The sequence below is a fragment of the Gelidibacter sp. genome, assembly GCF_035577925.1.
Classification (GTDB): Bacteria; Bacteroidota; Bacteroidia; order Flavobacteriales; family Flavobacteriaceae; genus Gelidibacter.
This window is the reverse complement of the sequence record NZ_DATJCY010000251.1, coordinates 1-4828: the sequence shown is the minus strand read 5'-3', so window position 1 is coordinate 4828 and position 4828 is coordinate 1. Positions and strand designations below refer to the sequence as shown.

The following is a 4828-nucleotide window of genomic DNA, read 5'->3' as shown; positions in this document are numbered from 1 at the left end:
AAAAATCATAATCGTTAAAACCCCGACTACCGATAATTGCTAGTTTCATATTTTAGATATTTATGACAAAACTAAAGGACGATAAAGTCAAAACATGTCGTTCAAAAAAGAAATAAAAAAAATTTAAGTGCGACATACTTTGTCTGAGACTCATTCTATTTTTGTTTCAAAATGAGAGAATTTTGAAAAGACAGGATGTTATGAAACAAATGCAAAAACTTTATTTAGATGATCTTCGACCGATTCCGCAGGGTTTTGTTGGTGTACGGTCTTATACCGAATTTGTGGTATATATTGAAACCAAGGGTTTTCCTGATTTTATTTCGTTTGATCACGATTTGGGGTTAGAGGAAAGTGGTTATGACTGTGCCAAATGGTTGGTGGATTATTGTTTGGATCATAATTTACAATTGCCGGAATTTGAAGTGCATAGCCAAAATCCTGTTGGGAAAGAAAATATTTTAGCGTTACTTAATAATTTCAGGAATAGAAATTTGGGATTATGATGTATCAGCAAAATATAAGCGACGCAATTATTCCTGATTTTTTTTTAACTTGATCACTCTAAATTATCGCTTTAAACCCTGTGGGTAATGCGTGCGAAGCTTGAGTGATTTTAATAATTGGTGGTTTTCATTTTCAACGTATTTTCTCCAATATTGTAGGCATAAACGGAAGCAGGAACAAAAGTAAAGTGAATATCACTTACTGTTTTGGTATCTTGTTTGTCGATTGTGGTGACCAAAGCAATGTCAAATTTATTCGATCTACAAAACTGTATCAAACTCGTTAAATCTTGTGGCATTTCAAAAAAGCGGTTGCTCCATTTGATTTCTACGCCCCAAACGGGTTTGAATTTTTTGTCGTCCACCAAAACCAAATCGACTTCTCCTTCTTGTCTTCCCACTTTCCAACGGGCATAGGTTAAATCCAAATGCTCGCGGTGCATCCATTGCGATAAAATAGCGGTTTCTACCATATTTCCAATTTCACTATCTGTTGCTTTTACTGGCGAAAACAAAGCAGTTCGAAGTGATGGATTGGTTAAATATACTTTAAAACTGGTGATTCGCTTTAATCGTTTGGCATTGATGTCTACTCTGTTTAGCACTTTGATTAAAAAAGCAGCTTCCAGATATTCCAAATATTTTTTCAACGTTTCTTTCTGTATGCCACTTTCTCTGGACATCGTTTCATACGAAAATTCATTGCCGGTATTATAGGCGATATACGTAAAAAACCGGTTCAATTCCTGAACGTCTTTTATGCCGTACAAACTCGGCAAATCACGTAATAAAACCTTGTCCACAATGTCATTTTTAACATAACGCCCCATGTCTTTTCGAATTTTATCAGAGAAAACCACTTCTGGATATCCTCCAAAATTCAGATATTGCAAAAACTCGTTGTTTAACTCGTCGATACTCAATGGAAGATGATAGGTGATTTGTTTTTGCCCATATTGAATACTGCTTTTCTGAATGAGATGATTTTTATTTTTGAGATGAATAAATTCTTGAAAAGTAAGTGGCGGCAACATAAAATCGGTAAATCTTCCTGCGCCACTTTCTGTGCTGTGCCATTTTAATGCAGCGGCAGCAGAACCCGACACGATGAATTTGGTAGCAGGATAAGTATCCACCAAAACTTTTAAATGACGTTCCCAATCTTTTAGATACTGAATTTCATCAAAAAAGATATAACAATCTTCAAGGTTTTCAACTTTTACGGATGCTTGGCACAAATCCAAAACTTCTTGTAAACCAAGGTTGATATAAATAGGATTGTCAATACCGATAAAAAAAATCTGTTGCGGATTGACTTTTTCTTCTATCAATTTATCAATAGTATGAAACATCATCACCGTTTTTCCTACCCGTCTAGGTCCCATAAGCACAACTGCACGACGTATTTCTATTTCTGTTACAAAAGGATAAAACAAATCGAAGTACAATCGTCTGGCCATTTCTTTGTACAGCGTAGGAATTTCTTTGGTGATCCACCAAGGATTTTCATATTGCAAACGTTCAATAATTTTCTCTGTCGGAATAAGTCTAGGATTACTCATTAATTTATCTATTTGCACAAATATAGTGAAAATAGATATTTTATAACGTGCTTATTATTACGTTTTTGTAATAATAGTGATTTTTTGAATGATTTTGAAGTCTGTTTTGATAAGGTTATTGTTCACTCGAAAATTAAATTGCGCTGGTTTTTATTTGAATAACGGATAAAAATAAAATATAAGAGAAGCAATTATTCCTGATTTTATCAACTAGATGATCCTAAATCCGTTTTGATAAGTGATTAAAGCATCTTTTTTCTTTAAGGTCAAATCCACATTTTTATACGAAACCTTGTTTAAAATAATCTTTCCGTCGTAGTTGATCAAATGAAACTTTAAATGGTCAATAGAGAAATTGTCCACCATGAGTTCATAGCGCGCAATGAGACCAATTTCTAAATGTTTAATATAAAAACCAAGATTGTTTTGTAAGCTTATGCTTTCCGTTTTTGATTGAAATAAAGGAAATAGTAGGTAGTTATCGTTTAAACTGTTTATGGTTAATTTCTGTGTTTTTTGACCTTTGTACCATATTTCGATCCGGTTTTTATGAGTATTGATCAGGCCGTTGACCATTGTTTCTCCTATATCTTCAATTGATTTTACATTTTTATCCTTTAACAAGTCATAGAAATAAGGATCAATTAAAGCGAGTTCTAAAGGTTGTTTTAGTTTTTGGGCGGTGAGTTGCATTTTCTCAAGTAGTTCTTCACTAAAAACGCCTTTTTTGATAGAAATTCCTTCACCAAAAAAATCAACCTTTAATTTGTTTACACCCATTTTACGTACTGTAATTCAATTTTTTTATATACTTAAGCTTACTTTCGGATTTTGAATGATAGATTTTCAAATATAGGTGCTGAATACGCCAAAAGATGTCGCTCTTGGATTTGTAAAAGATGTTTTTTTATATTTCCATAGCTAGTAAAAGTAAAAAGTCACACTTTTAAATGGTGTGACTTTTATGTTTTTGTATGCTTTGAAATGGGAATTTTACATAAAATCCAAGGATATTTTCATCAGTTTTAATTCTGTTTATTCTCCATTTCTTACTTTTCCTCTTCATCCCGCATTGCATACTTAACCTTAATCTGAGGGCTGGCACCTACAATATCTGAATTGCTGACTTTTGCTTTTTGAACGGTAATCTTGGTATTTGCGTTTTTATTTAAAACATAGTTTTTTACATTTCTGATCATTGATTCTGTATAATTGGTGGCTAAAGAATCAAGTAAGTTGGCGTTTGCATCACTAATTTCAGGATTTGTCGCATCTAAATCTTCTGTAGGGATTTTAGTGTTCGCTGTAAGATCTTGATTAACAGGTTCTGTTTGTATCGAATCCAATGGCATTTGTTGGGCAATCAATTCATTCAGGATTTTTGAATCGGCTAAAAAGTTCATTTCAATTTCTACGCCTTTCTTTTCTTCTTCCAGTTTTAAGATTAAATCCAGTTGGCGGGATTGCTCCGCAGTAATTAGTGTGTCGGGATAGTTAAAGGCAATTTTCTCAATGTCTTCTGGTTTAGCACCAATAAATCGTGCCAAAGGGCGTACCGGGTTATCGGTGGCATTAAATATCCGTTTCTTTAGCGTGGCCCAAACCAATGCCCAGGTATCCACTTCGGGGTCGTTAAGATTTCCGGTTACCGGAACTTCCAATTCGATATCGCCGTTTCTGTCCTTTAAAATCCAAATGGCAAATTTGAGCGGAATGGCGTAAAGTCCACCTTTATTATTTCTGACATCTACATTTTTTATCACGAGTCGGTTATCGCTTTCAAGATCTCCATTGGTAAGTTTTGTATTAGAAAAATAAATCATATCCCCAACCAAAATAGAATGACCCATATAGTAATTGGAGTACAGATCGAGATCGGATAAAAGGAAATTTTCAACAGCAACATCAATTTGTGCGGTCAATAAATTATTGGGATTTATTCCAATTTCTGCTTGTAAAGTACCTCTGTTATTGAGGAGCATGTTCGATTTTATTTCAATCCAATCCTTGGCATTAGTAATGTCTTTAGAGTTGATTTCAATAGCGTTAAAATGATAATTAAATGGTTTTCCGGTAAGGTTATCCGAATAATCCATTAGGCTGTTGGTCACTTTAAACGAATTTATATGGTAATCAAATGGGGTGGACGTTGAAGAGTTTTCACTTGGAACGTCAAATATTCTGGAATAGTTGTTTGAAATGGAATCCAATTCAAAATTAATATAAGCCTGATCAATAACTACCGATGACGCCAAGATGGAATTCTTTTTGAAATCTAATTTCGGGAAATTGCCAACAAGCTTTTTGGAGGCCAAAAATGTTTGGTCATCCACGTCTTTCATCTCAAAATTTTCTAAAATTATATTTGATGCGATGCGCACATCATCAAGCACATCCAAATTACCTTTAAGGTTGATTTTTCCTCCAACTTCGCCATTCATGCTATTGATATTCATATAGCTAACCGTATATTTATAAAACGGTTCCAATTGCAGTCCAGCAACAGTTATATCAGCTTGAAAGTCTTTTTTTTCAGGTTGAAATTGGAAGTTTCCTGTGAGATGTCCGCCATTTTCAATTTCTAATTTAATATTGGCATTCGCGTCATCTTTAGTTTCTTGTGTCCAATGTCCATTGATGTCACTAAACTGATAATCAAAAGGTTCGCCCATCAAATTATCAGAATAATCAACACTGCCATCAGAAATTTTAACGGATTGAATCAAGTAATCAAATGGTTGAGATTCTGAAGTTTCTTCG

At 34.0% G+C, this 4828-nt stretch carries 4 protein-coding genes; 1 reads left to right on the top strand and 3 read right to left on the bottom strand.

What is annotated here, in order from left to right; translation table 11 throughout:
• The first annotated feature begins 209 nt into the window (after positions 1-209).
• Positions 210-506 (top strand): cyclic-phosphate processing receiver domain-containing protein, encoded by a 297-nt coding sequence (locus VNJ50_RS10075; protein ID WP_325581472.1) that lies wholly within the window; start codon positions 210-212, stop codon positions 504-506.
• 110 nt (positions 507-616) lie between these two features.
• Here VNJ50_RS10075 and VNJ50_RS10070 read toward each other — a convergent pair whose 3' ends face one another.
• From VNJ50_RS10070 to VNJ50_RS10060, 3 genes are all read right to left on the bottom strand, one after another.
• A complete protein-coding gene (locus VNJ50_RS10070; protein ID WP_325581471.1) occupies positions 617-2068 on the bottom strand; it encodes an ATP-binding protein in 1452 nt (483 codons plus the stop codon).
• A 210-nt stretch (positions 2069-2278) separates the two neighbouring features.
• Positions 2279-2848 carry a hypothetical protein gene (locus tag VNJ50_RS10065; protein WP_325581470.1) on the bottom strand — a complete coding sequence of 190 codons (570 nt, stop codon included), beginning with the start codon at positions 2846-2848 and terminating at the stop codon, positions 2279-2281.
• A 269-nt stretch (positions 2849-3117) separates the two neighbouring features.
• Positions 3118-4828, bottom strand: a 1711-nt coding sequence (locus VNJ50_RS10060; RefSeq protein WP_325581468.1) for a DUF748 domain-containing protein, incomplete at its 5' end; no start/stop codon positions are given.